Source organism: Cryptosporangium arvum DSM 44712 (assembly GCF_000585375.1).
In the GTDB taxonomy this organism is placed as follows: Bacteria; Actinomycetota; Actinomycetes; order Mycobacteriales; family Cryptosporangiaceae; genus Cryptosporangium; species Cryptosporangium arvum.
Genome location: NZ_KK073874.1, coordinates 1409241 through 1433900, shown reverse-complemented (window position 1 = coordinate 1433900; position 24660 = coordinate 1409241). Strand labels below are relative to the sequence as shown.

Below are 24660 nucleotides of genomic sequence, written 5' to 3'. Positions count from 1 at the left end.
TCATCACCGCAGGTCAGCGGGCTACGGCCCCTGGCTGCGGTTGACCCCACGGTTACCGGCCCCACGTTTACCCCACGCTTTGACTCCGTCGGGGGCGCTCGGGCTCCGGGGATGGGGCATCCCGTCTGCCGGCGACCCAGGGCAAGCCGAGCAGACCAACAGCGGGACCGCCATCGTCTCTTGGCTGCCGTCCGGCGTGATGACATGTGGCGGCCCCGCCGCCGGCCCGCTCCCCAGGGGGTGGGTCGACGGCAGACGGGATGCGGCTCAGGTCGTGCGGTTATGGGTCGATCGGTCGGGCGGGGGTGCCAGATGACAGATGCATCCATGCCGACGTCGCCGGGTGCCGGACGTGATCGGCTCGCGGTCGTAGCGGTCGTGCTCGGAGTTCTGGGATTCATCGGTGGGGCGCCGTATCTCCCGATCTACGGGATGAACGCCTCACTTGCCGCACCGTCGACTGCGGGCTCGTTTCTGCTGGCGGCATGCTCGGCCGCCGCAGTAGCGATAGGGGCCATCGCGCTGCGACGCTGCGAGCGAGAACGCCGCCGCGGATCCGGTCTCGCCCTCGCCGGGGTGGTCACGGGTTCGCTCGGGCTGCCCGGCTTGATCATGCTCGCCAGCTTGAACAACGGGGTGGCAGGCATCTTCTATGCCACCTGTTGGCAGTAGCCGCCTCCTCGCACGAGGACGCCCGCCTCAGCACGCAAGAACGACCTAGGTCTCAGCGGTTACCACCTGGTCCTGGTCTCTGCTGCCTTCCAGGTCCGCCGTGTGGCTACTTAGCTGGATTGCCTGCGCAAGTACGGCGACCCACGGAACACTGATGGGGACGCGACGCGTTCGGTGGGGTGGTCGCATGGTCAGCCTTCTTTACCTAGAGCCTGTCACATCCGGCTCAGGTATCCGTTCGTGTCGTCCGGTCGTGGTCATATCCGATTACTCCGGCATCACAATATGACCTACAGCAGACTGGCGGGCGGGCCGCGACAGCGGCTCGCCGTATGCCGCCCTCCAGGCGATCAATGCCGATGGCGCGATTTCATGGTTTTAGGCGATGAAGCCGTCAATCACTGTTTAGTGCACGGCGCATTTTCGGTCGAATTCATACGACCAGGAGAGCAAGTTGCAGTGTCGTGCTTCTTTGAGCAATGCGAGGAAATGTCTCTGGAAACCATTTATGACCCCGGACTTCATACGTATATCGATTTTTACTGCTCGATACACCGCAGGGCAGAGTTATGACGAACCTCGGAAGCATCGGATTGAGCGAATCTGATTTTCCGCTCCATTTCCGTATCGTAAATGTTCTGCCCGCAACGCTCGTAACGATCACCCCGGCATGCTTACTGCTATCTGGCGCCCCCACCCAGTCACCATCATTGGATCTACTACTCGACAGAGCGCGAAACTACGGCTGGGTTGGTGCGGTCGGGGCGACGATCTTCATAGCCATTGCTTCACTGCTTCTACAACCTCTTGAGTTCGCCTCAGTTCGATTTATGGAGGGATACTGGTCACGGTCTGGATTCATGGGCGGAGCGGCCGAACTTGGGTCGTGGATTCAGAGACGTCGACGCGGACGGCACAAGTGGATCTCCCGATCCACGCTGCCGCCCGGCATGGTGGAAGATTCAAGACAGCGCTTACGAGAAGATTGGCCTTTCTCAGGCGAGGTCCGGCCAACAGCTTTAGGCAACCGAATGCTCGCATTCGAATCAAAAGCAGGCTTTGGCTTGGGGATCGAAGCAATTGCGTTCTGGAGTCGACTATATTACGTACTTCCAGAGCCCGCCCTAAAGATCATAGATTCGCACCGCGACCAGTTGGACTTTGCATGTCGGATATGTATGGCACTCGCACTCTGTTCTTGCAGTTCCCTCGCACTTCTACTGCAATATCCTATATGGATGCTCGTTCCGGCGCTGTTCGCGGCTGGCTCATGGGCGGCCTACAGAGCAAGCCTGGCTGCCGCGGCGAACTACGGGGTCGTAGTAACATCTGCCATCGATGTTTTCCGGCTCCGGCTGATTAAAGAAATGGGCCTCGCCCTCCCCGTGGATACGGACGCCGAGCGTTCGATACACGAAAATCTGACACAGCTGTGGAGTGGCGGACTAAACAGCAAGAAAATTAAGCTGACCAACGCCATTACTGATCAAGATTTCGGCATTCGCGTTGATCATCGTCAAGCAAGCACTTCTGACGAGGATCCAGCCTAGCTAGCCGCGAATTTATCTAATCAAGCACTTGTCCGTTGAGTCGAGCGGTCCTAATCGCAGCCCCTAGCGAGAGCGCAACCACCTTCAAACGTGGTCCGCCAGGCGGACTACTTGCGAAACTTTGTTCAATAGACTGACCGGAATTGCGTGTTGCCAGATCCACCGTCCACATGTCCGAAAATCTAATCTCTACGCTACCAGCCAGCGCAGTGACTTCGAGGCGAGCATCCTTTAAATCCCCGGAGGTCGAGCTTACTTCAATAATGCATCCGCTGAACAGCGACTGCACGATTGCGAGGGGCTCATCACCCGGATTCCACTGAATGAACTTACCGGAAAATGCAAACGTTTTCCGTTTGACGCCAGAGTTCTTAACTCTTGGACTCAAGGCACCCTGAGCGAGTAGCGCGAGGCCCGACAGCAGCAAAAGCAGGGGAACGAAAATCGGCTTATAGTCGTCAGGGAGGGGGTCTAGAGTAAACACGAGCAGTATCCCGCCGAGCCCGATTACACCTAACGGCGCCACCAGTGAAACATGGGCCCGCACTAAGTTCAGGATGCCGATTACACCGAGACCTATCAGTACAATCGGCCACCACCGGAGGGCGAGCTCGAGGAGGTCCACCTCCGGCACGAGCCGGGCGATGAGAAGAAGCGTGCCAGCCGCGCTGAGCAAAATAGCTAGCCACACACGAAGGTGTCCCGTCACATCTCCTCCGAAGTCACCGGCAGTCCCATCGCGGGAAGCGATCAGATGCTAGCGGCCCGCAGGAGATGCATCGCTAACGCGGCTGATCGAAGAGTCCACGCCGAGCGTCATCGATGAAGGTCGCCCAGGCCGGCCGACCGAACGAGAGCACAGTTCCGTCAGTGTCCTTGCTATCGCGGACAAACACGGAGTCGGAGCCATACGCGCACTCGACGCAGTTGCCCCCGCTACCGCCGGAGTAGCTGCTCTTGAAGAACCGCGGGTCGCTCATGTCAGGTACTCCTGGAGGGGAATGGTGCCGGTCCGGACGGTCTCGAAGATCGTTGTGTACCGCTCCAACTCTGCACGCTGCTGGAGGTAGGCGGCCGAGCTGGGCGAGTCGAGGTAGACCACGGACGGGTCTTCCTCCGCGTCGGGGAAGTCGAGGATCCCGAACGAGCTTTCCATGGCAGCGTGCGCGCCAGCCTTGAACGGAAGCACGTCGATCATGGTCGACGGACGATCCGCAGCCCCGCGCAGCTTGTCGATTTGAGCCGCCATGACCGCCGGCCCGCCGACCTCCCGAAGCAGGACCGCTTCGTTGAGGATGGCGTGGAAGGCTGGCGGTGTCGGCCGATCGAGAATGGCTTGCCGTTCCATCCGCACTGCGACGCGCCGCCGCAGGTCGTTCACATCGTCGGTCGGGTTGCGCGCCTGGTAGACCGCCAGCGCGTACTCAGGTGTCTGGAGCAGGCCAGGCACCAGCTCAGCTTCGTACGACCGGATCGACGCTGCGGCAGGCTCGAGATCGACGTAGAGGCTGAACCACGCCGGAACCGTGTCTTCACCGAAAATGTGCCACCAGCTGCTGCCTTGCGTCGCCAGCGCGAGCGTCGTCAGGGCTTCGATTTCCTCATTCGACGCCCGGTAGTGACGGCAGAGGGCCGCGACGTCTTGAGGCTTAGCCGGATGCTTGCCGGCTTCGAGCTTGTAGAGCTTCGCTCGCGAGATCCCGAGACGACGGTCAGCGACGACGCTCTCCACCGAGACACCGGCCGCTTCACGAAGTAAGCGCAACCGCCGGCCGAGCTGGCGACGTACGACTGTAGGCGTTGCCGCTCCGGACATCGGCCCATCTCCCGTCACGCACTCATTCTGTCTGTCTCCCCGTGAGACGCGCGAAAGAAGCCTCGCGGTCTGGTTATGAGACTCTCACTAAGAGAGTCTCGTTGAGCTGGTAATCGCTATCGAGAGGCACGCTGATGATGCACGGCTTAGCTCGCTACGGCAGCCCGCTCGCGGCCACAGGGCTAGACAGAGAGCGCCCTGTCGCGCCGAATCCGAGCGACTTGCTCGACGTTCCGCTCAGCTCGCTTCTGGCGAACGAACTGGACCTCAGTCAGCGCGCACACGCGACGCGGGCGGGCTACCTTCCGGACGAGTTGGTGGCCGAGGACTTCCTCTATCTGCTGGCCCTTCGCACCGCGATCAGCCGTGCCCTCAGCTGGGGTTCACAGGCGGACGTGCGCGAGGCGATCGAAGGTGGAGCGAAGTGGACTGACGTAGCCATCGCTCGCGGCAACACGACGGCAGAGGCGCGAGCCGAGTTCCTGCACTGGGTCAACGCTCAGGCCGCATTGTGGGACAGCGGCCCGACACCGACCGGTCTTCGATTCGGACTCGAACCGGAGCACCGCCGAGCAGTCCGGGCGCTCGCCGAGCGGTCATGACCACCGGCGAGGAGCAGTTCAGGCCAGCGCCGCTCCCGAAGAGAGTTCCAGGAGCGGCGCTGGCCGAAGGACGCCGTACGGTCCCCGTACCGGACGCTTGGCGGGTACGGGGACAGGACGTCGGCGACACTCACGCTGGCCGAGTCTCCAGATGATCGATGCACCAGACCCACTCCCGCATCCAGTTGCGCCGCAGCGTGAACGTCCACGTCCGGTCGGGAACCGAGTACGGGTTGAAGCCGCTCTCGTCAGCCCGATGAATCTCTAGCCGGCCCTCGACCGTCACCGTCGCGCGCTTCTTGTTCTCCGTCGAGCGGTAGTCCGGATTCCATGCGTGGCTGGCGATCCAGTCGGGCGCGAACTGGTCGTGTAGCCGCCGATCTTCTGTGTCTATGACCGCCCCGATTCGGTCGGTAGCGTCGCCGCAGACGTTCCGCCGCCACGGACCCTTCTCGCCGACGTCCGGGAACGCCCAGCTGAGGAACCACATCACGCGGACTTCGGGATCGTTCGGGGTGTCGTCCACGACCGAGAAGCCGATGCCGACCGTGCAGGCGACCAGTCCGAGCACCAGCACCACACCGGTTGCTGCCAGCGCCAGGACCGGACGCCGCCGGCCCATCTCTAGGAGTTCGTCATCGTCGGTCGGGGCACGCGCGTTGATGGTGCGTGGTGGCGGGATACCCGGCAGGAGCCAGCTACGAGATCTGGCAGCGACTAGGCGCCCGGGTGGCCGATTCCGTGTCATGGTCAGTCTCCTTCCGGGTTGGTGTCGTGTTCGGTAGCGGCGAGCCAGGCGCCGGCCGCATCGAGGCCGTTCCGGGCGTAGCGGAAGCGAGTGGGCCCAGCGACGTCGTCGCCGAACCGGTCGTCGTCCGATTGAGCGGCCCGGTAGTCACGCCGCTGCTGGTGGAGCGCGGTCAGAGTGGTGGAGTACGTCCGTGTCCGCGCAGCGACGGTGCCGCGGAATCCGTTCTGATGTGCCCACGCCCGGAGCCGCAGCGACTGGAGCTCTGGCAGTGCGCCGAGCCGCCAGGCGACACCGATCACGGCCCGGATGTGTGATGGGACGTCGAGGATCGGTATCTCCGCCGGTGCGCCAATCCGCCGTGCCAGACCGACGCCGAGGGACTTGGTGACGTACTTGGCGAGGTAGGCCGCTAGCCGCCGCTCAGTCTCGTCATCGTTGCCGGGCGGGATCGGATCAGCGGTCACCTGCCGGCCCCAGGCGAACTCCCACTCCCCCACCCGATTCAGCGGAGCCGCCATCCACACGCGGCCGGCCGCCTCGATCGCCGCCTCTGCGAGCAGGTCGGCAGTCAGCCAGGCCGGAGGCGCCCGGTCGGGATCGGTCGCAGCGTCGGCCCGGATGATCGCGTGCAGGTGGACCGCGCCCCTCGCTTGCATCTCGGCGACTCGCATGCAGGCGACCCGCACCAACGCAGCGACGTCCCGCACGGTCCGACCGGCGAGCCGAGCCACTTCACGGCCGAGTTGGATACGCCAGCGGTGCCAGAGCGCCGAGGCGTGCGCGTTGAACAGGACGAGGCCGGGCCAGTCGTAGCAGCCATGACACAGCGGAGCACCGACCAGCGGATCGGTCGCCGGATGCCGAGCCGGGCACCAGGCCGGAAGGCCGTGCGGGCAGATCGGCCGGTCCCGCCGAGGACGACAGAGCGCAGGATTCCCGTCCGAGCCGACGTTCGAGGAATGGACCGGACCAAAGCCGGGTGCGGTCAGCGTGACGAACAGCCGCGGATGTGTCCGCACCGACGGCGCCCGACCTTTACCGCCCGCGAGTCCGGCATAGATCAGGAACCAGGTGTCACCGGCATATCGCCGGGCGCAGGCTTGGCACAGCACGCCGTGCCGGGAGCCGCATGGAACAAGCAGAGTTCCGGTCGCCTCCTCCGTCGAATACCAGGACGGCGCAATTACGCCGGAGGCCGGGTCGAGGCGGAAGACGGTTCCGGACAGCTGGATCGGCCGGGAGCAGCCACCGACGGTCCGCAGTTGCCGCCGCAACTCCGACAGGTCGCCGGCGCCGACGATGTCAATCAGACCGGCGAGGACGTCCGGAGTGAGCCCAGCGGAGTCGAGGAGCCCGGCCAACGCACCTGAGTCTTTGGTCATGCTCGCCCCCTTTCCGAGGCGCGGTGAATGGAGCGCGGACGGGCAGCCGCCGCATTAGCTGCCCGTCCGCAGGAGCCCGGACCGGTCCTGGGTCGGCCGTTCATCGGGCGAAGGTCGCGACGGTCCAAGCAATGTCCCGGTCGGAGAGGTAGCCGGCACGCACCCGCCGAGGCGTGGCGTCGCCATCGGTGATCACGTAGGCGATGCCGGCGCCGGTCGCCTCGTCCCGTGGGATCAGGTGCGCCGCTGCACCCCGATCGGCCGCGCCGTCACCGAGCACCAGATCCACTTGCGACGGTTCGTCGAGCCGCAGCGCGATCCGGGTGGTGAACAGCTGCCGCAGCGGAACGGTCTCCTTGCGCGGATCCTGCACTGCTGCCAGTACCGCCACGCCGAGCGCCCGCCCCTGGGTGAGCACGGTCGCCAGCGCGCCAGCGAACCGGTCCTTGAGCTTCCGATCGGTCAGGTACGCGGTCAGGAACGCCAACTCATCGATGTTGAGGAGCACGAACGGATCACCGCGCCGCGCCACGTGGGTTCGGGCGTGACCAGCCATCCGCCGTGCGCGATCAGCGACCAACTGTGCCGCCGCCTCGACCAGCTCGACCATGTCGACAGGTTCGGCCGCGTACCGGGCGAACAGCCGGCCGCCCGACGCGAACTCGATTCGTTTCGGATCGAGCGTCCACACCTCCACGACCCGCCACCGGATCAGCGGAGCCAGCGCCCGGATCACCGACCACTGCACCGAGCCCTTACCCGCACCCGTGGCGCCCGCGACCAAGAGGTGACGGCCGATTAGCCGCTCCGTCCAGGCCAGCCCGTCTTCCCGCTGGCCCAGCAACAGCGCCCGCAGGTCGGGCCGCGGATTCGGTAGCGGTGCCCGCAGCGGTGTGGCCAGTGGATCGGACCACAACGCTTTGAGCCGCACCCATCCCCGCGCCGGAGAGTCGACCGCCACCCGCGCCACTTGCCAGGACTCCGCGAGTGGCTCGGAGACCTTCGCGTAGTCGACCGGTGTCTGACCATCCAGCAGCCGGCCGACCACGACGAAGCCGTTCGGGATCGGCCGCCACCGACCGCCCAGGTACTCCATCGACGCGCCCGCGCCGACCGCTTGAGGCCGGGTGAGACCGGTCCGCCACGCGAGTTGCGGCCATTGGAAGCGCCGCACCCACACCCACGCCCGGTCCGGGATCACCGCCGCGATCCGATCGCCTTTCCACCGCCACAACTGGCCCCACAGCCAGCCCCGGAGCCGCCACAGAACCAGCGCAACCAGCAGAGCGACGAGGAGCAGGAGTGCAGCGGTAGGCCGCCTGAAGAACAGGACCAGCCAGACGATCGAGCCGACGATCCACAGCCACGCTTTGACGAGGAACCGCACCGCCGGCCACGGACCCCGCCGAAGCAGGATCACCAGCGCGAGCAGGAACATGCCGGATCACCTCCCTCCGCTCGCGCGCCCGTCAGGCCGCACCGGAAGAGGGCGAGGAATGCCGCCGCCGCGTCTCGCCGTCCAGCGGCGCAAGAGTTTCGGCCCGGAACGCGATACCCCAGTTGCCTTGATCGCCGATCCACGGCCGGCCGGTGAACCGAGTCAGGGTGACCGGCGTTGCCGGAGCGATGCCCTCGGGCTGGCCCGCCACCGTCACCGACACCAGACCCGCCGGCTCGTTGGGGTGCAGCAGCGCGATCTGAACCCGGAACAGCGGCAGACCGGTCTGCTTGTCCACCACCGCCCGACCCGCCTGATCCACCCGCGCCTCCGGCGCCGACAGAGCCAGGAAACCGACCTGGGTCGAGTCCAGATGCAGCACGTTCGGAAGACCATTCACAGCCATGACAAACCAACCCCATCCGTGGAGAACCCGAGAGGAATAGACGCGGGTGGGCACCCCAGCAATGGGAACCCGCGTCTACGACCAGTCATCCGTGACCGGCCTTTCCTCAGGCCACGTCCGTGCGGCCCGGAATCAGTAAACGACCCTCATCAATCTAGACGCAAGCATTAATTCTAGGCGGATTCGGGTACGACGAAATGGCCATTCCAGCGGTTCCCGGAATTGGCGTGCACCTCCCCCGCCGTGCGTCGAAATCCGACACACAGCCCGAAAAGGCAGAGAAAAAATGTTCGAGAATGCTCATGGTCAGCGCCTCCATCGGACGCTCACGCCTACGCGCTACTCACCGCCCCAGGCGGGAGCGCTTCTTCGGCGCTCAGCACACACGAAAAAGGCCGCGACCCGGCAGCAACGATCCGCCGGACGCGGCCAACCCAGACACCCCACACCGGGGCGAACGAACCACAGAGCCTAGGTCGCGGCGACGAACCCGTTACTGCCGCGACCACGGCATCCAGCCCGATAATCGGGCGAGAAGACACACTGCGCCACAAGTGCCAAAGGAACGGACAGCATCGGATTTCCGCTCCTCTCACACTCGACTATGCGCGTCCACCTCACCGAGCCAGAGTAGCAACAGCAGCACGTTCCGTGAACCATCCATTACGGCTGTGCGCTCGTCGCGCTCGTCGACCGCGACTGCCACGGCCTGCGCAGCGGGTCGCCTAGCTCCGTGTCACCCCAGTGATCAACTCAGCCGATCGCGGACAACCTGCGCGCCTCGATAGTCGCTGCGAGCCTGCCGGCCCTCGTCTGTTCTGGCTTGCGGAATAGCCAGAACGACTCCAGGAAGCGGATGCCGAAGGACTCATCAGAGTCCGCGAGGGTCAGAATCGGCGCGACGAGCGGAACAAGGTTGCCGCCTATCTCGCCGACCTCACACCGCGCGATTTGACCCCAGGTGTACCGGCGGGTTCGGACCGGGTTGTGCACCACGATGCCCTCGTCACTCAGAACGACCCGGAGGAACGGGGTGCGAATCAAAGGGCCAGCGAAGACTACGAGGATGCAGGCGCCAAGAATCTGCCCGGTCAGACCGATTGAGGCCTCGCCGCCGCCATAGTCGACCGGAAGCACCATCAGGAGACCCACAAGGCAGAACGCCAGGTAGCAGGCGAGCGTCACCAGCACATACATCCAGCCCCGTAGCGTCCGCTGGCCCTGCATAGCTAGCCCCCGCCGCTCAGTCGCCCTCTGCGGGATTTGCGGGCGCCCTCGTAACCCTTCGGCTGGAGCGGCTCCATCCTGACCGCTGGGATGCGACCTCATACCGGCGCTCCTCTATGCCCCCTTGTGTTCAAAGTCCCCTTACTTAGATCAAGGGCGGCCTACCGGCCGCCGCCGCGTCTCCGCGCGGACGGGGGCCCGGCGCTGACGCGCCACCCCACCGCACGGACCCACGTCGCCAGCGGGCCGACTACGACCCTCCTAGCAGCTTTGTGATCTGTGTCACGGCTATTTTTATCGGACCCATTGGGCGCAATCCGGAGAGCCGTTCGGCACTTATGCAGGTCGTTACTGCTGACGCATTCCGAATTCCCCCAACGTAGGTTTGCCGACAGGGCTACTAGTGGGTCTAGTAGCCCTAATAGCCACCCTCACCCTGCATCGATGCACGCCTCCGCTAGCTCGCCAGGCGCATCACATTGGTACTCTCGTGCCGCAGTTAACGCCGAGCCTTCCGGCTAGCCCGCGGAGGAGAGAGGAGATTAGGTGTCTGGTTCTGCTAATTTTGCCCGTCTTTCCAAGGAACCAGACTGGCGCCTTAGGCCGATCTTGCGAGCTATCTTCGCAATTTGGCAGATCGTCCTGATCGCGACAGGAAGAAGCACCGCCGCGATGTTCGCGGCGGCACTTTGGACGCTGACCGAAGCTGTTTGGGATTCTCTTTGGACGGAGCGACCCAACTAGTTCCGAGACTTGTCCTGTGGGGCTCGGTCGCTTGTGCGGCCGAGCCCTGCTTCTCTCACCTGCATGAACGCACAGCCGATATGCCATATCGTTCGTGATGATGATACCCGCACAGACTTAGCCACGGACACGAGTCCATGCATAGTTTGTGATGTCAGAAACGACTGGGCACCTTCAGTCTTCACGGTCAGCGCGGAGTCTCCAGGCATACGGCTTCCAGCCAGGCGTCGACATCTCCACGCCGGAAGCGGAGGTGCCGGCCGATCTGGGCCGCCCGTGGACCCTCGCGGTTCGCACGCCACTTGTAGATCGTGGCCTTCGGAACCTTCAACTCGGCCGCCAGCTCATCCACCGTCAGCCACTCCGTAGCCGCCATCGCCGCCTCCTCTCGGCTCAGGGAGCCGCCCCCGGATGAGCGACCCGCATCGACAGCGCCACGCACACGTCACGTCGATGCGGCCCAGCCGCAGAGTTGGAGTCAGACGATCAAGCTGTCATCCAGCTACTACCAAAGGTAGCCAGCAGGGCAAACGGATAGGTCACCCCGCTAGCTGCTCCAGGACGACGGCCGCGCCCGTATCGGCAACGTCCCGTCCCATGTAGACGTCCTGGGTCATTGATGGCTTGGCGTGGCCGAGCTGGTCGGCCGCGGCCCGAGCGGTCAGGCCGGCGCGATCCATCAACGTCGCCACGGTCTTCCGGAACACGTGGGACGTCACCCAGCCCATCCCGGCATCCTCGAAGGCATCAGCGAGGTCCGCTGACGTGTTCGAGCGGTCCCGGAGTCCACCCAGCGGCGCCGGGAACACCGGGTCATCCCCGCGAGGCGAACCGCCGGCCGCCGAATGCCGACGCCGCAGCATCTCGACCGCCCACCGGGGAAGCACGAGGGTCCGGTAGCCAGCCTCGGACTTCGGCTCAGGCTTAATCGCCAGGCCGACGCCCTTGATCCGGATCACCGTGCCGCGGACTTCCACCGTCGCGGCGTCGAGGTCGAGTGCGTCCCAGACGATCGCGCTGCACTCGCTGATCCGAAGACCGGTTGCCAGCATCATGTCGACGAAGTCGGGCAAGTCCCGATCGACTGCCTTCTTGTTTGCCGCCAGCGACGCCCGGAGCTTTCGCGCTTCGTCGACCGTCAGTGCCCGCGCCTTCCGGCGAGGCTTCCGGTCGGTCAGCGGACCCATCTCCCGCACCGGGTTCCGGTCGAGCGCGTCGTGCTGCACAGCGAGAGTGAGCACGCCCGACAGCACTGTCCTCGTCATCTTGGCGATGGCCGGACCGTGCTTCTCCAGGACCTTCCGCAGGTGTCGGTAGACGACCGACACGGTGACCTCGTGGACGCGGAGCTTCCCCAGCGCCGGGATCACCTGACCGTCGAGCCGGTACCGGTACGCCTCCTTGGTTCCGGGGCTCAGTGTGCCCGCCTCGATCTTGTCCCACCACGCGTCGATGACGACCTGCATGAGCGTCAGCCGGTTGATCTCGTTGATGCCGCTCCGCCGGCCACGGTCACGGACCGCCTCCAGGAGCGCGTTGGTCGCCGCACCTTTCGTGGGTCCGTGCTTATCGATCTGCCGGGTCACACCGTCGTAGTCCCGGTACCGCGTACGCGCCCGATAGCCCGCACCGAACTTCTCTATGCTGATTGCGCCATGCGTTCCTAATGGAAGAGTCGGCCGTCCCATTCCACAAAGATACCGCACTTACCCCACGGAAACGCTGAATTCTAGTGAACAGGAGCGCACGACACCGAATAGTGTCCTAGCAGCTCAGAGCACACGCACGATGGTTAGTGAATAACGTCGAAAACTGCAATTTTGAAATCAGCGGGTTCGGGGTTCAAGTCCCTGTTGGCGCACTTTTTCTTCTTGCTTCCGCAGTTCAGTGGGCCGCGGCCCCTGACTGCGGCGAACCCCGCGGTCAGCCCATGCTTTGACTCCGCCGGGGCGCTTGGGCGCCAGGGATGAGGCATGGCCCAGACGAGCGAGCCGTCCACCAGCGGGACAGCCATCCTCCCTTGGGCCGCTGTCCGACGTGGCGGCATGGAGCGGCGCCGCCGCCGGGCCGTTACCCGGGGGGTGGGTCGACGGCAGATGGGACGAGTGTCGGGTCGCTAGCCCGTTGGCCGATCGGGTTCGGTCTTACCTGACAGACGCGTCCACACTGACGTCGTCGGGTACGGGACGTGATCGGTTGACGCTCGTGGCAGTGGCGCTCGGGATTCTGGGCTTCTTCGGCGGCGCGCCATGCCTCCCGATGTACGGGATGACACCCCTTTCCTCGAATCATCGACCGCCGGTGCGTTCCGGGTTGGGGCTGTGCTCGATTGCCGCGGTAGCAACCGGGGCTATCGCACTACGCTGCGAACGCCGTGGTGCCGTATCACGCGGACGGCGGGCGGCCGGATGTCTGCGCGGAGGTCGTAGATTGTCGCCGCCAGTAGCCTGACTCGGTGCCAGTGCCAGCCCTCATCCCCATCGCTCGCGAGCCGGGCTACCGAACCGACACCATCGGCCGGTTCGCCGAGGGCCAGTTCTACGCCGTGATCCACGGCGCGCACCGAGATGACGACGAAGAGCTCGATCTGCGTCGCGAGCGCATCCGCTGGTACGCCTACCTCCACCGGTTCGATCACGCGGGCAACCACGTCCGCTCGGAGATCTCACTGATCGGCGTCGCCCCTTACGTACGCGGCGAATTCCGCCGTCGGGCCGAGCAACGCCTGCGGGAACTACTCGATGACCTTGTCGACCGGGACTACGGCGACATCGCGATCCGGCCGTTCCGGGTCTTGTACGACGGCGTCACGTTCGGCCTCATCGACGAGTCAGATGCCGAACGGGACGCCTGGGCCGAGCTGTATCCAGATCGGCTGGGGTTCACCGAGCCGTGGGACGGCACGTACAGCACCTGAGTCCGCTTACCGCTGATCACCGACCGCTACGGCCGGCGAAGGCCACGCCACCGTCGTCGACGAGCGAAGCGGCGAGCTCCGCCCCACAACCGCGATCACGGGCTCAGCGGTCAACCCCATGGGGGTGAACTGTCAGCGTGTGGCGCTGTTCCACGCCCCAGGCGTCGGCGGTGGTGGTGAGGAAAGCCTCTATGGACACCTCGGCCGGGGTCGGCCATGTCAGGGTTCTCGCGTGGCGGCGCCAGCGGTACGGCCTCAGGTCGCTTTCCCAGGGGCCGCCCTCGGCGACCGGCGTGCCGTCCCGGCTGCGGATCACCACGCGGAGCCACGCGTCGCCCTGGGCGTCGATGGCGTAGTGCGGGGTCGCTCGGTGGCGGCGGTCGGGGCTGCTTCGGCCCGGACCCTCCCAGCTCATCAGGCAACCCTCGGCCAGGGTGGCGTCGTAAGCCTCGTGGAAGCCGGCGGCGGACACGCCGCGGGTGGCGGCCAGGCCCAGGAGGACGGGCTGGAGCCAGTTCAGGTACGCGCTCGGGCGGGTTTCGGGCGGCAGATCGAGCAGGGCGGGGTCGAGACGCGCGGTGGCGATGTCGGAGGTGCGGGGATACGGCTCCGAGTAGCCGGGCTGGAAGCCTTCGGTATCGGGCTCCACGGCACGCAGCGCGATCGTTCCGTGCCCGGCCGGTATCGGGGTCGCTCGGGCCAGGCAGACGCTGTAGAGCTCGCAGACGCCTGCGGCCTGCTTCGCGAAGTGATCGGCACGCACCGGGGCTCGGCGCTCGCCCCACGACTCCGGGGCCTCCCAGGCGTCGGCGGGGAGCGACCGGCTCCAGAGGCGGCTCGGCAGCAGGATCGGGTTCATGTCGACCGACTTGTACCGTGACTGCTGCGCCATGCCACCTCATCGATAGGGCCCTGGTCAGGGTAAGCGAGACGTCCGACGGGAGACGACAATGGGCAAGTTCCTGGCATTGTTCAACGGCGCCGCCGACGAGGCCGACAAGGACGAGCTCAGCGCGCAGCAGCAGGCCGAATTCCTGGACGCGTGGGCGGCGTGGGCGCAGGCCGACCACGGAGCCCTCGTCGACCCGGGTGCGCCGCTCAACGCGAAAAAGCGGGTGACGGCGCGCGGGGTGGAGGACTTCGTCGACGCGACGACCGGCTACGAGGCGGGTTCGCACGACGAGGCGGTCCGGATCTTCGCGGGCCACCCGCACCTGCGGCTGTTCGAAGGGAACTCGATCGCCGTGGTGGAGTGCCGGTGAACCTCGCCGCGGTGTCGCTCGGACTCCGATGAACAAGTGGCTGTTGCTGGGCGCGGCGATCGCCAGTGAGGTCACCGCGACGATGGCCCTCAAAGCCGCGCTCGACCGTCCGGCGCTCTACGTGGTGGTCGCCACCGGCTACGTGGCCTCGTTCGTGCTCCTGGCGGCGGTACTGAGGCGCGGGATGGGCCTCGGGGTCGCCTACGGCATCTGGGGAGCGCTCGGCGTCGTGTGCACGGCCGTGCTCTCCGCGGTCATCTACGGCGAGCCGCTCACGCTGCTGATGGGGCTCGGCATCGCGGTGATCATCGCCGGGGTGCTGCTGGTCGAGATCGGCTCGCAAGCCGCCCGGGCCGAGCGCGAGGGCTGACGCGTGACGTACGTCTTCCTGGCCGCCGCGATCCTGATGGAGCTCGGGGGCACGCTGGCGCTGCGGATGGCGTCCGTGGGCCGCTCCGCGTGGTACGTCGCCGTCGTGGCCGGATACCTCGGTGCGTTCGTCGGGCTGTCGCTCGCCCTCGACCGCGGACTGCATCTCGGCGTCGGCTACGGCATCTGGACCGCGAGTGGTGTGGCGCTGGCCGCCGTCGCCTCGAAGGTCTTGTTCAAGGAGCCGCTGACGAGGGTGATGCTCGCCGGCATCGCGCTGATCGCCACCGGGGTGCTCCTGGTGGAGCTCGGCGCGAGCCACTCGTGACGCGACCGACCACTCTCGACGTCGATGTCCACAAGCGATTCGACGCACAGAGTGGGAATCCCCGAGACGCCACCGCGAGTAGGACTTACTCCGCCAGGTATGAGAACCGAGGGTCCCGACGGGCGACTATTCATTCGCGCGGCCCCGTCCGCCCGGAACCGGCGGGGTCGCGCCTCACACCACGTGAAGCGGGGACGGAGTGAAGACTCCGTCCCCGCTTCGTCGTGCGTAGAAGGGGGCGCACCGCCGGCTTCCCCGGCCGGCGGTGCGCCCTGGGCGACCTGAGTGGATTACCGGGATCGGTCACGCGCGGGCCGCCACAGACCGCGCGTTCCGATCGCCTCCCCGGTGGCTCCGGGAATCCCGGCCCGACGTTGCCCATCAGACTCGGGCCGGGATCCGGGGAGCGCTACCTCACTCAGGCAATGCTGCAACCCGCAGCGGCGATGATCAGCTCCAGCGCGTCCTCGAGCGCCTGGTTCGCAGCGTCATCGTCGGCAGCGGCGTCCGCGTCGTCAGCCGCGGCGTCGTCCTCGGCCGCAGCGTCGTCCTTGGCCGCCGCGTCATCAGCAGCAGCGGCGTCGTCAGCAGCAGCAGCGGCGTCATCCGCAGCAGCAGCGTCATCAGCAGCAGCAGCGTCGTCAGCCGCGTCGGCCTTGGCGCCTTCCTTCACCGCGGCGTCGTTGTACTTGTCGACGGCGAGACCCATCCGGGCGAGCAGCCCCACACGCTGGACCTCCAGCGGGTTGAGGATGTTCTCCTGGACGTACTTCCGGCCGGCGTGCTTGGCCTTGGCCATTTCCTTCTCGGCCGCCGCTTCCTTCGCGGCGATCTCCTCGAGGCCCTCGTCGACGACGTCGGCCGCCTCGTCGGGAACATCCGCCGCGTCGATCTCGGCCGCATCGACGTAGTCCGCGGCCGCCCCGCACTGAATAGCGCCACCGTCGCCGGCGTCCGCCGCATCGGCCGCGTCATCCGCAGCCGCAGCATCGTCCGCAGCCGCAGCGTCCTCGGCGGCGGCGTCATCCGCAGCCGCAGCGTCATCGGCGGCAGCAGCGTCATCGGCCGCAGCAGCGTCGTCCTTGCCCTTGCCGTGCTTGCCCTTCTTCTCGTGCTTCCCGTCCGCCGCAGCGTTCCCGTCCGCCGCAGCGTCGTCCGCAGCGGCGTCGTCCGCAGCGGCGTCGTCGGCCGCCGGATCGTTCGCGGGGTCGGCCGACGGGGCGTCGGCCGCGTCCGCAGCCGCTACCTCGCACGTCGCCAATTCCTCCGCGTTCAGGTCCGGCTTGTCGGCCTTCCGGCCGATCGCCGTCTCGATCCGCTGAATCGTCGCCTGGCGCTTGTCCGCCAGCGGCCCGAGGATCGCGTTCTGGACGAAGTTCGCCCCACCCTCACCGTTCGACGTCTCCAGCCGCGTCTGCGCCTCGGAGATCTGCATCTCCAGCAGCACCACGTTCTGCGCCACTTCGGCCTGCGCGGCCGAGGGGACCACGGCCAACTGGCTCGCGACGTCAGGACAGACGATCTTGTCCGCGCTCGCAGCCGCGGGATCCGCATTCGAATCCATGCTCGCCGAAGAAACCCCGACCATCGCCGCTGCGGTCAGTGCGACCGCGGTTCCTCCGACGGCGGCACCGATTGCCCACCGCGACCGTCCTGCTCGTTTCCGCATTCCGCTCTCCCTATAGATGCACCCGGAAGGGCCTCTTGCGCCCACGAGACTGAAGAACGCCGCTATTCAACGACAGGTTCACTGATCCGAATTAACTGTTTCTGGGTCAACAGCACCACGAAAAAGGGCACAAAAATAGGGAGCACCGCCGGTGGGGTGACCGGCGATGCTCCCTGGAAAGCCTGAACCCGGTGACCGGGATTCGGTATTACGCGGACCGCCACAGACCGCGTAACCGCACTTCCAGATTCAGGCGAGTGAACAGACCGACAACGACTCGACGTCCAGGTTCGGACGCGGCGCGTTCCGGCCGATCGCGGTTTGCATACGGTTGATGGTGGCTACTCGCTTGTCAGCGAGCGGCCCGAGGATCGCGTTCTGGACGAAGTTCGCGCCTCCTTCGCCTTCGGACGTGACGAGTCGGTTTTCGGCTTCATTGATCTGCGTATCGAGCAACGCCAGATTGCGCTCCACCTCCGCCTGGGCCTGAGCCGGGATCGCCGGCAGCTGACTTTCCACATCCGGGCAGGAGATCTGCTGACCAGCAGAGTTCCCCCCGTTGTCCCCACCGTCAGCAGGCGGTGCGGACGTCTCGGGCGCCTCGGGCGCTTCGGCCGGCGGAGCCTCGTTCGCGGGATCGGCCGACGGGGCGTCACCGTTCTGCACGGAGCACACCGACAATGCGTCGGCGCCTAGATCCGGCCGGGCCGCGGTGCGACCGATCGAGATCTCGATCCGGTCGATCGTCGATTTCCGCTTGTCGGCCAACGGGCCGAGGATCGCGTTCTGAACGAAGTTCTTACCGCCCTGGCCGACGGTGGTCTCGAGCCTGTTCTGGGCCTCCGAAATCTGCGTCTGCAACAGTTGCAGATTGCGGTCGACTTCGGCCTGGGCCGACGCCGGAACAGCAGGCAGCTTACCTTCGACGTCTGGACAGGAGATCGTACCGACGCTAGCCGAAGAAGCCGATGACGCCTCCTCGCTGGCGGACGACGTACCCACCAAAGCCGCTCCGGTCAGCGCGAGCGCGGTTCCACCGATCGCCACGCCCAGAGTCCAACCTGACCGACCTTTTCCTCGCATTGCTTCTCCTGTGTCCGGCGCACCCGGATGAGCTTCGGAGTTTGCCCACGCCCATCACACGGAAATGCGACGGGAGTGGTTCACGAGCTTTCCGGAATTCGTCGAAGAGGCCGCTGAACAGGGCAGATATGCTGGGGCCATGCAGCGAACCGTCGTCACCCTGCTCGCGGTCGTGGTCGCGCTGCTGCTGGGAACCGCGGCGCCGGCCCGGGCCCACGGCGCCGACGCGAAACCCGAGGCGACCGACTACCGCACCGCGATCACCGCGGTCACCCCGTCGACCGACGACGTCACGGTGCACGTCATCGAGAACGGCGCGCGCCTCGAGCTGCGCAGCGACACCACCCAGGACGTCGAGGTCCGGGGCTACTCCGGCGAGCCCTACCTCAAGATCTCGGCCGACGGCGTCTGGACGAACACCCGCTCGCCCGCCACCTGGATCAACGCCACCGCCGACGGCAAGAGCCCGGTCCCGGCGAGCGCCCGCGTCGACACCGCCGCCGCGCCGCAGTGGCAGAAGGTCAGCTCGGAGCGGGTGGTGCGCTGGCACGACCATCGCTCGCACTGGATGAGCACCAGCCCGCCGCCGGCCGTCACCGCCGCCCCGGCGTCGTCGCATCGCCTCGCGTCCTGGACGGTCGCGCTCGTCGTGGCCGGCACCCCGACCACGGTCAGCGGCACCCTCGACTACGAGCCACCACCCACGCCCACGCTGTGGTGGGCCGCGGTCGTGCTGGCGGCGGCCGCCCTGTTCGCGGTCACCTACTTCTGGGGCCGACGTCCGGCCGCGCGCCTTCTCGTCGCCGGCGCGCTCGGGGTGGCGGCGCTGGCCGAACTCGCCGACGCGGTGGGGCGCACGATCGTCGCGGGCTCGACCGGGTTCGGTGTCGTCACCGGGGTGCTGACCGGGCAGGGTGTGGGCCTGCTGGTGTCGCTGGCCGCGCTGGCGGCGGCGGTGGTCACGATCCGCGGTACGGACGCGGGCCCGTTCGCGCTGGCCTTCGCCGGGGTGTGTCTCGCGCTGCTGGGCGGGCTGCCGGATTACGAGACATTCGCGCACGCTGTCCCGGCGGTGCCGTGGCCCGGTCCCGTCGCCCGCCTCCTCACCACCGCACTTCTGGGCTTCAGCCTCGGCGCGGCCCTCAGCGGCTGGTGGTGGCTACTCCAGGCCCGCCGCGACGCCCGCTCCGCCCCCGCCGCGAACGGCACGACCGCGGACGACACCACCGCGGACGACACCACCGCGGACGACACCACCGCGGACGGCGCGACCGCGGCGCTCGAAAAGACCGAGGCACCCCGGGCGCACTGAACCGACGCCCGTTCGCGTCAACCGCACGCTCGTCCGACCGATGTACAGATGTGCCGGGTGTGAGGCGATTCAAGTTCCGGGGAGCGCTGTTCCGCGATCCGGTCCTGCTCGTCTATGTCGGCGGCGCGCTCGTCGTGGCCACCTGGCTGCTCGTCGCCGGCGCCGAACTGGCCTACGAGCTGCGGGTCAGCTGGCTCACGCAGCTGGTGCTGGACACGAGCCTGGCCGTCTTCGCGTTCCGGATCGCCCGCCGACCCGACCTCCCCCGCCAGGCGCGCCCGTTCTACCGCGCGATCACGTTCACCGGCGTCTGCTTCGCGGTCGGTGACGTCAGCCAGATCGTCATCGTGTTCGCCCGCGCCGGCCCGGACGCCGCGACGGCGGGCCCGATCCAGACCGCGTCGTTCCTGGTGGGTGTGACCGCGGCCGTGGCGGGGGTGCTGCTGTACCCGACGGCGGTACGCACCGTCCGGGAGCGGCTGCGGTTCTGGCTGGACGCCGCGACCGTGCTGCTCGGCGGCGCCGCGCTGGCCTGGGCGCTGGCCGCGGAGCCCGGCGTCGACCGGGTCTCCGGCCTGATCGCCGCCGGGCTGGTGCTCGTGGCCACGTTCGCCTCGACGAAGTTGCTCTACGCCGACGCGGCGCCGATGACCAGGATCGCCGTGCTCCCGTGCATCGCGTCCGCCGTCACCCAGGGCGTCGGCATCTTCGCGAGCAGCGCGCTCGGCGCGCAGGAACACGCCGGAGCCGCCCAGGCGCTCCAGGTGTTGGCGGCCATGCTGATCGGCACCGGTTTCCGCATCCAGGAACTCGAGTTCGCGGCCGGCCTGCACCCGCGCCGGCGGAAGCTGCAGCGCTCGCACAACAAGCTGCCGTACGTCGCGACGCTGGCCGCGGCCGGGACGCTCGTCGCCGTTCTGCCCCGCAGTGCCGGGCCGAAGGCCTGGGGTGTGCTGCTGGCCGTGGTGGTGATCAGCGTCCTGGTCTCGATCCGGCAGATCGACGCGTTCGCCGACAACCAAGCCCTGATCCAGCGCCTGGACAAGAGCCTGGCGGCCCTGGGTCAGAACGAGCGGTGGTACCGGTCGCTGCTCCAGCACTCCACCGACATCACGCTGGTGGTGGACGCCGACGGCGTGCTGACGTTCACCAGCCCCGCGGTGAAGAGAGTGCTCGGCCTCTCCCCCGACGAGGCCCTCGGCCTCCGGCTGGCGGACCTGCTCCACCCCGACGACCGGGAGGCCACCGACGCCGCGTTCCGCAAGCTGCGGGCCCGGCAGGGCGGCACGATGACGATCTCCGCGCGGTACCGGCACGCCGACGGCAGCTGGCGCTGGCTGGACGGCGCGAGCACGAACCTGCTGGAGATGGCGGGCGTCGGCGGGGTCGTCTGCAACGCGAGGGACGTCACCGAGGCGCGCCGGTTCCGCGACCAGCTGCAGCACGAGGCCACGCACGACCCGCTGACCGGGTTGCCGAACCGGGCCCTGTTCAACGAGCGGCTGGCGGCCGGCGCGTCCGGGCCGTGCGCGCTGCTGCTCGTCGACCTCGACGACTTCAAGCTCATCAACGACGTGCACGGGCACCCGGCGGGCGACGCCGTGCTGGTGGCGGTCGCCGGGCGCCTCCGGGAGTGCGCGCGTCCCGGGGACACTCCGGCGCGCCTGGGTGGGGACGAGTTCGCGGTCGTGCTGCCGGAGACCACGCCGGCCGACGCGGAAGCGGTCGCGGAGCGCTTCCGCACGCTCCTGCGGGCGCCGATCGAGGCCGACGGTGACGAGCTCGCGGTCGGGGCGAGCGTCGGCGTCGGGGTCGGGACCGCGTTGGGGTCCGAGGCGCTGCTCAGCATCGCCGATCAGGCCATGTACCGGGTGAAGCGGGCCGGACGGGCGGCGGAGCCGGTGGTGGTGCGCTCAGGGGAGCAGTAGGCAGCTGTCGCCGAACTCGTGCCAGCGGTACCGCTCGGCGACGGCGGCGCGGTAGGCGGCCTGCACGAGGCCGGGGCCCGCGACGGCTTCGAGGAGCAGCAGGTGGGAGGCCTCGGGCGTGTGCCAGCCGGTGACCAGCCCGTTCACCACGCGAGGCGGGTGGTCCGGGCCGATCACGAGGTCGGTCCAGCCCTCGGCCGCGCGCACCCGCCCGGTCTCGTCGACCGCGCTCTCCAACGCACGGGTGACGGTCGTGCCGACCGCGACCACCCGACCCCCGGCGTCGCGTGTCGACCGCACCAGGCGCGCGGTGGCGGCGGGCACGCGGAACCACTCGGTCTGCGGCCCCTCGCCGGCCTCCGGCGACGAGACGCCGGTGTGCAGGAGCACCGGGGCCACCGCGACGCCCCGGGTGACCAGGTCGGTGACCAGGCGGTCGGTGAACGGGCGCCCGGCGCTGGCCATCTCGGCGCTGCCTGGCTCCCGGGCGAAGACCGGCTGGTAGTCGGAGAGTGGCCAGCGTCCGTGCAGGTAGCTGTAGGTGATCGGGCGTCCGTGACGGTTCAGCCAGGCCTCGACGGGCCCTTCGAGCGCGACGTCCGCGGTCCAGAGCCGCACGCCGTGCGCACGCTCGTCGGCCGGCTCGCGCAGCGTCAGGCCGGCCCCGCCCGGAACCGCGATCCGTTCGCCGCTCACCCCGTCGAGCACCGGGCCGGACCCGTCCGGAACCCGTACCTCCACCACCCAGCCGGCCCCGCGGGGCGCCGAGAAGTGGATCACCACCGGGGTGCCGTCGGGACGGTGGCCGTCGACGGCGGCCGGGAGCGTCGCCGAGGTGTTGACGACCACCAGGTCGCCCGGCTCGAGGTAGGCGGGCAGCCGCCCGAACCGGGTGGACGTCAGACCGGACGGCGAGGCGACGAGCAGCCGGACCTCGTCCCGGGCCGATCCCCGCGCCTCCGGGGGTTCGTGGGCGTCGGCGTCGGCGGGCAGGGTGAACACCGTGCTGGGTTTCACGCGGTCACCCCCGCCAGCAGGTCGGAGGCCCGGTACCGTCCGCTCGGCGGCCGCTCGGACACCAGCCGGAGCAACGCAGGCACGACCGTCTCCGGTTCCGGCCGGTCCGAGATGTCCTCGCCCGGGAACGCTTCCTGGTGCATCGCGGTCCGCATGTCACCCGGGTCGAACGCATACACCCGGAGGTCGGCCCGCTCCACCGCGAGTACGGCCGACAGGTGGTCGAGCGCGGCCTTGCTGGCCCCGTAGCCGCCCCAGTTCGGGTAGGCCTCGACGGCGGCGTCCGAACTGACGTTGATCACGGTGTCGACGGAGTCGAGCAGCTGGATCAGGCCGAGCGGCGCGAGCACGTTCACCGCGAGCACCGACGCCAGCCGGTGCAGCGGGTAGTCCGCGAGCGGCGGCATCGGGCCGAGCGTGCTCGCGTTGTTGACGAGCAGGTCCACCGGGCCGAGCGTGCGGGCGACGCGGGCCAGCGTCGCGCGGTGCGACGGTTCGCCGACGTCGCCGGGAACCGCCAGCACCTGTGTTCCCGGTCCCCCGCGGCTGCGGAACTCGGCGACCGCGCGATCGAGGGCGGCCGCGTCCCGGCCGTCCACGACGAGGTCCCAGCCGCGGGCCGCGAGCGCGAGCGCGGTGACCCGGCCGAGTCCACGCGAAGCACCGGTGATGATTCCGACAGGCATGATGTTCTCCGTTCGTCGATGCGCTGCCGGTACGGTAAAAAGTGAAGTTGACTTCAGGTCAAGCTTCCGGAGGCCGGGATGAACGATCTGCTCACGATGGGCGACGTCTCGCACCGCAGTGGGCACGCGCCGTCGGCACTGCGCTACTACGAGCGGGTGGGGTTGATCGAAGCCACCCGCACGACGGGCAACCAGCGCCGATACCACCGGTCGGTGCTGCGCAGGCTGGCGTTCATCCGGGCCGCGCGCCACGTCGGGCTGAGCCTGGAGGACGTTCGCGACGCGCTCGCCACGCTGCCTGCCGGGCGCACCCCGACGCGTCAGGACTGGACGCGGCTCTCGCGCAGCTGGCGGTCGCGCCTCGACGAGCAGATCAGCGCGCTGATGGCCCTGCGCGACGGGCTCGACTCCTGCATCGGCTGCGGATGTCTCTCGCTGCAGCGCTGCCGGCTCTCCAACCCCGGCGACCGCGCGGCCGGCGCCGGCCCCGGCGCGGTCTACCTCCCCCGCCTGCTCCGCGACCCCGTCGGCGAAGAGGTCTGAAACGCGAGGGGCGGCCCGGCAACTGCCGGGCCGCCCCTCCCCCTCCTACCCGCGATGCGCCGGAGCGGGCCGCAACCCCAACGGCCCTCTCCGACGCGCCGCGGGCGCGCTCACTTGGCCAGGAACGCGATCAACGCCTCGTTCCACTCGTCGGCGTGACTGACGTTGCAGCCGTGCGGGCCACCGGCGACGAGATACAGCTCGCCGTGCGGCACGGCCTTCACCGTCCGCGCCCCCGATCCCTCGAACGGCACGGTCGCGTCGCTGTCGCCGTGCAACACCAGGGCCGGAACCGACACACGCGGAAGGTCGTCGCGGAAGTCCGTGGTGCCGAACGCGGTCATCGCTTCCAGCGCGGCGGCCTTCGACGACTGCCCGGCCAGTTCCAGGGCCTCGTGACGCTGCGCCTCGGTCACCGCCGGCACGCCGTTCACCGAGAAGAACTCGGTGATGAACTGGTCGTAGAACTTGTGCTGGTTCGCGGTCAGACCGGCGGTCATCTTCGCCATCGCGGACTTCTCCAGCGGCCCCTCGGGGTTGTCCGGGGTTTTCGCCAGATACGGCGGTACGGCGGACGCGAACACCACGCTGCGCAGCCGCTCCGCCCCGTACCTGGTGAAGTACCGGGCCACCTCACCGCCGCCCATCGAGAACCCGACGACCGTGACGTCGGTCAGCTCGAGCTCGGTGAGCAGCGTGTGCAGATCCTGCGTCAGCGAGTCGTAGGAGTAGCCGGTCAGCGGCTTGTCGCTGCGCCCGAAACCACGCCGGTCGTAGGTGATCACCCGGTAGCCGGCCGCTTCGAGCGCCGGAACGTTGTACTTGAACGACTCTCCCGACAGCGGCCAGCCGTGCACGAGCACGACCGGACGCCCGGCACCGCCCGTGTCGTCCACGTGGAGCTTGGTGTCCCTGAAGATGCCGTGGTGAGCGGTGATGTCAGCCATGCGAAAGTGCT

At 67.8% G+C, this 24660-nt stretch carries 26 protein-coding genes; 10 read left to right on the top strand and 16 right to left on the bottom strand.

Annotated features, from left to right (window positions below; translation table 11 throughout):
- Positions 1-327: 327 nt before the first annotated feature.
- Together CRYAR_RS46830 and CRYAR_RS46825 are read left to right on the top strand one after the other, a co-directional pair.
- The gene (locus tag CRYAR_RS46830) at positions 328-672 is read left to right on the top strand and encodes a DUF4190 domain-containing protein (RefSeq protein WP_157017435.1); all 345 of its coding nucleotides are present in this window, start codon (positions 328-330) and stop codon (positions 670-672) included.
- Between the two features lie 1238 nt (positions 673-1910).
- Positions 1911-2222, top strand: coding sequence for a hypothetical protein (locus tag CRYAR_RS46825; protein WP_157017433.1), 312 nt, complete (start codon positions 1911-1913; stop codon positions 2220-2222).
- Positions 2223-2238: 16 nt separating this feature from the next.
- On the opposite strand, the gene CRYAR_RS46820 is transcribed toward CRYAR_RS46825, so the two are convergent.
- The 3 genes from CRYAR_RS46820 to CRYAR_RS06590 form a co-directional block, all read right to left on the bottom strand.
- Positions 2239-2931: a hypothetical protein gene (locus CRYAR_RS46820; RefSeq protein ID WP_157017431.1), complete on the bottom strand. Its 693-nt coding sequence runs from the start codon at positions 2929-2931 to the stop codon at positions 2239-2241.
- Positions 2932-3004: 73 nt separating this feature from the next.
- The gene (locus CRYAR_RS06595) at positions 3005-3202 is read right to left on the bottom strand and encodes a DUF397 domain-containing protein (protein WP_035849103.1); all 198 of its coding nucleotides are present in this window, start codon (positions 3200-3202) and stop codon (positions 3005-3007) included.
- Positions 3199-4038, bottom strand: a complete 840-nt coding sequence (locus tag CRYAR_RS06590; protein ID WP_035849101.1) for a helix-turn-helix domain-containing protein — start codon at positions 4036-4038, stop codon at positions 3199-3201. Before CRYAR_RS06590 ends, CRYAR_RS06595 begins: the two co-directional genes overlap by 4 nt.
- 221 nt (positions 4039-4259) lie before the next feature.
- Here CRYAR_RS06590 and CRYAR_RS06585 point away from each other — a divergent pair, with 221 nt between their 5' ends.
- Positions 4260-4640 carry a hypothetical protein gene (locus CRYAR_RS06585; protein ID WP_035849099.1) on the top strand — a complete coding sequence of 127 codons (381 nt, stop codon included), beginning with the start codon at positions 4260-4262 and terminating at the stop codon, positions 4638-4640.
- Between the two features lie 130 nt (positions 4641-4770).
- Here the strand turns inward: CRYAR_RS06585 and CRYAR_RS06580 are convergent, their stop codons facing one another.
- The 7 genes from CRYAR_RS06580 to CRYAR_RS06550 form a co-directional block, all read right to left on the bottom strand.
- A complete protein-coding gene (locus tag CRYAR_RS06580) occupies positions 4771-5388 on the bottom strand; it encodes a hypothetical protein (protein WP_157017430.1) in 618 nt (205 codons plus the stop codon).
- A 2-nt stretch (positions 5389-5390) separates the two neighbouring features.
- The gene (locus tag CRYAR_RS06575) at positions 5391-6773 is read right to left on the bottom strand and encodes a replication initiator (RefSeq protein ID WP_169745006.1); all 1383 of its coding nucleotides are present in this window, start codon (positions 6771-6773) and stop codon (positions 5391-5393) included.
- Positions 6774-6873: 100 nt separating this feature from the next.
- Entirely contained in the window at positions 6874-8211 is a 1338-nt protein-coding gene (locus CRYAR_RS42820; RefSeq protein ID WP_051569840.1) for an FtsK/SpoIIIE domain-containing protein, read from the bottom strand.
- 31 nt (positions 8212-8242) lie between these two features.
- Positions 8243-8593 carry a hypothetical protein gene (locus CRYAR_RS42815; protein WP_051569839.1) on the bottom strand — a complete coding sequence of 117 codons (351 nt, stop codon included), beginning with the start codon at positions 8591-8593 and terminating at the stop codon, positions 8243-8245.
- A 777-nt stretch (positions 8594-9370) separates the two neighbouring features.
- Positions 9371-9814, bottom strand: coding sequence for a PH domain-containing protein (locus tag CRYAR_RS06560; protein WP_169745005.1), 444 nt, complete (start codon positions 9812-9814; stop codon positions 9371-9373).
- A 961-nt stretch (positions 9815-10775) separates the two neighbouring features.
- On the bottom strand, positions 10776-10964 hold the full coding sequence (locus tag CRYAR_RS06555; RefSeq protein WP_035849094.1) for a helix-turn-helix domain-containing protein: 189 nt from the start codon (positions 10962-10964) through the stop codon (positions 10776-10778).
- A gap of 163 nt (positions 10965-11127) precedes the next feature.
- The gene (locus tag CRYAR_RS06550) at positions 11128-12174 is read right to left on the bottom strand and encodes a site-specific integrase (RefSeq protein ID WP_211247296.1); all 1047 of its coding nucleotides are present in this window, start codon (positions 12172-12174) and stop codon (positions 11128-11130) included.
- Positions 12175-13043: 869 nt separating this feature from the next.
- Between CRYAR_RS06550 and CRYAR_RS06545 the strand changes: the two genes are divergently transcribed.
- Positions 13044-13505 carry a hypothetical protein gene (locus tag CRYAR_RS06545; protein ID WP_035849090.1) on the top strand — a complete coding sequence of 154 codons (462 nt, stop codon included), beginning with the start codon at positions 13044-13046 and terminating at the stop codon, positions 13503-13505.
- 103 nt (positions 13506-13608) lie between these two features.
- On the opposite strand, the gene CRYAR_RS06540 is transcribed toward CRYAR_RS06545, so the two are convergent.
- Entirely contained in the window at positions 13609-14397 is a 789-nt protein-coding gene (locus CRYAR_RS06540; RefSeq protein WP_035849088.1) for a hypothetical protein, read from the bottom strand.
- A 58-nt stretch (positions 14398-14455) separates the two neighbouring features.
- Between CRYAR_RS06540 and CRYAR_RS06535 the strand changes: the two genes are divergently transcribed.
- Genes CRYAR_RS06535 through CRYAR_RS06525 form a run of 3 tightly spaced genes read left to right on the top strand, consistent with a single transcriptional unit; the run spans position 14456 to position 15464 of the window.
- Positions 14456-14767 (top strand): hypothetical protein, encoded by a 312-nt coding sequence (locus tag CRYAR_RS06535; protein WP_035849086.1) that lies wholly within the window; start codon positions 14456-14458, stop codon positions 14765-14767.
- A 28-nt stretch (positions 14768-14795) separates the two neighbouring features.
- Positions 14796-15137 (top strand): DMT family transporter, encoded by a 342-nt coding sequence (locus CRYAR_RS06530; protein WP_035849085.1) that lies wholly within the window; start codon positions 14796-14798, stop codon positions 15135-15137.
- Positions 15138-15140: 3 nt separating this feature from the next.
- Complete coding sequence (locus CRYAR_RS06525) at positions 15141-15464, top strand: DMT family transporter (RefSeq protein ID WP_035849082.1); 324 nt, start codon at positions 15141-15143, stop codon at positions 15462-15464.
- 418 nt (positions 15465-15882) lie between these two features.
- On the opposite strand, the gene CRYAR_RS42810 is transcribed toward CRYAR_RS06525, so the two are convergent.
- Complete coding sequence (locus CRYAR_RS42810) at positions 15883-17028, bottom strand: hypothetical protein (RefSeq protein ID WP_157017428.1); 1146 nt, start codon at positions 17026-17028, stop codon at positions 15883-15885.
- 354 nt (positions 17029-17382) lie between these two features.
- A complete protein-coding gene (locus CRYAR_RS06515) occupies positions 17383-18216 on the bottom strand; it encodes a hypothetical protein (protein WP_035849079.1) in 834 nt (277 codons plus the stop codon).
- 139 nt (positions 18217-18355) lie between these two features.
- On the opposite strand from CRYAR_RS06515, the gene CRYAR_RS06510 reads away from it, so the two are divergent.
- Together CRYAR_RS06510 and CRYAR_RS42805 are read left to right on the top strand one after the other, a co-directional pair.
- Positions 18356-19528 carry a hypothetical protein gene (locus tag CRYAR_RS06510; protein WP_051569836.1) on the top strand — a complete coding sequence of 391 codons (1173 nt, stop codon included), beginning with the start codon at positions 18356-18358 and terminating at the stop codon, positions 19526-19528.
- Positions 19529-19587: 59 nt separating this feature from the next.
- Positions 19588-21456, top strand: a complete 1869-nt coding sequence (locus tag CRYAR_RS42805) for a diguanylate cyclase domain-containing protein (RefSeq protein ID WP_051569835.1) — start codon at positions 19588-19590, stop codon at positions 21454-21456.
- Here CRYAR_RS42805 and CRYAR_RS06500 read toward each other — a convergent pair.
- Both CRYAR_RS06500 and CRYAR_RS06495 read right to left on the bottom strand, forming a co-directional pair.
- Positions 21442-22473 carry an S-adenosylmethionine:tRNA ribosyltransferase-isomerase gene (locus CRYAR_RS06500; RefSeq protein ID WP_211247294.1) on the bottom strand — a complete coding sequence of 344 codons (1032 nt, stop codon included), beginning with the start codon at positions 22471-22473 and terminating at the stop codon, positions 21442-21444. The genes CRYAR_RS42805 and CRYAR_RS06500 overlap by 15 nt on opposite strands.
- Positions 22470-23159: an SDR family NAD(P)-dependent oxidoreductase gene (locus CRYAR_RS06495; protein ID WP_035849076.1), complete on the bottom strand. Its 690-nt coding sequence runs from the start codon at positions 23157-23159 to the stop codon at positions 22470-22472. The genes CRYAR_RS06500 and CRYAR_RS06495 overlap by 4 nt, the downstream gene beginning before the upstream one ends.
- A gap of 78 nt (positions 23160-23237) precedes the next feature.
- Here CRYAR_RS06495 and soxR point away from each other — a divergent pair, with 78 nt between their 5' ends.
- The gene (gene soxR / locus CRYAR_RS06490; RefSeq protein ID WP_035849074.1) at positions 23238-23702 is read left to right on the top strand and encodes a redox-sensitive transcriptional activator SoxR; all 465 of its coding nucleotides are present in this window, start codon (positions 23238-23240) and stop codon (positions 23700-23702) included.
- 110 nt (positions 23703-23812) lie between these two features.
- On the opposite strand, the gene CRYAR_RS06485 is transcribed toward soxR, so the two are convergent.
- Positions 23813-24649: an alpha/beta fold hydrolase gene (locus CRYAR_RS06485; protein WP_035849071.1), complete on the bottom strand. Its 837-nt coding sequence runs from the start codon at positions 24647-24649 to the stop codon at positions 23813-23815.
- Positions 24650-24660 lie beyond the last annotated feature (11 nt).